The sequence below is a fragment of the Myxacorys almedinensis A genome (assembly GCF_010091945.1).
GTDB lineage: Bacteria > Cyanobacteriota > Cyanobacteriia > Leptolyngbyales > Leptolyngbyaceae > Myxacorys > Myxacorys almedinensis.
On the sequence record NZ_WVIE01000063.1, the window covers coordinates 1 to 981 of the forward strand.

At 48.2% G+C, this 981-nt stretch carries 1 pseudogene; it reads right to left on the minus strand.

Annotated elements, in window-relative coordinates:
- Positions 1-14: 14 nt before the first annotated feature.
- A pseudogene (locus tag GS601_RS22635) lies at positions 15-893 on the minus strand (IS982 family transposase).
- Positions 894-981 lie beyond the last annotated feature (88 nt).

Here is a 981-nt window from a genome sequence, read left to right on the forward strand (position 1 = left end):
AACCTGAGTTCGGGTTAAGCCGGAAGCAGCAGATTGAGGTCAAGCGCGATGGAGGGCTGCTTGGGCTGATGGCAGTAGGCAATCAATCCACACAAGATGTTGACAAAGCCGTTGACGGGAGAACGATGGCGCGAATGCTCAATTTGCGAAATGTTCTTCAATTGGTCGATGATGGTTTCGATAATGGCACGCTTGCGGAGCAGCAAACGATCGCAAAGCGGCATGAATCGTTGTTTCATGTTGCGTTTGAGTTTGGTGATCAGTTGAATGCCTGCGGTGTTGAGCAGTTGTTTTGCCAGCTTTTGCGAGACGTAGCCTTTATCAGCGAACACTTTGCCGAACAACTGCTGCAACAATTTCGGCACAGGAGTACGGTCGTCAGTATTGCCAGGAGTCAGCCGGATGTTGAGCAGTTCACCTCGGTCATTGACCACCAGATGCAGTTTGAAGCCAACGCACCAATCGACCGAAGTTTTGCCGCGTGCGGCTAAGTCTTCAAACACTCTGTGCTGCGAAATGCGACGATTGTGGCAAACTTTAAGCGAAGTCGAGTCCATGAAACTGATGCCGCTACACTTGCCAAAACACGAACGCAAGTAGGCGCACATTGGCACTAAAGTACCCGAAACCCATTCAATAAACCGTTGATAGCTGACGATTCTAGGGAATTCTGCTGCCCACTCGCTCTGGACTTTCTCTTGGTAATAAGTTTTGAAATTGCGCTAACACGACTGATGAAAGGCAATCAGGATCGTCCTGATTTCACTCAAGCTCAAACTTCGTTTCCGATTGCGAAGCCGGAGTCCAAATCCTAAAAGTTGTTGCTTCCATTGCGGTTCAAACGTTCGGCAAAAATCATCGACGGTGCAGAACAGTTCTTCTAGACTAATCATGAGGGCAAACTGGGCATGAGATTTTAGCATTTTCAGCCTATTGGGTTTGCCCCTTTCTTGTCCAATTCTTATCCCGAACTCAGGTTAA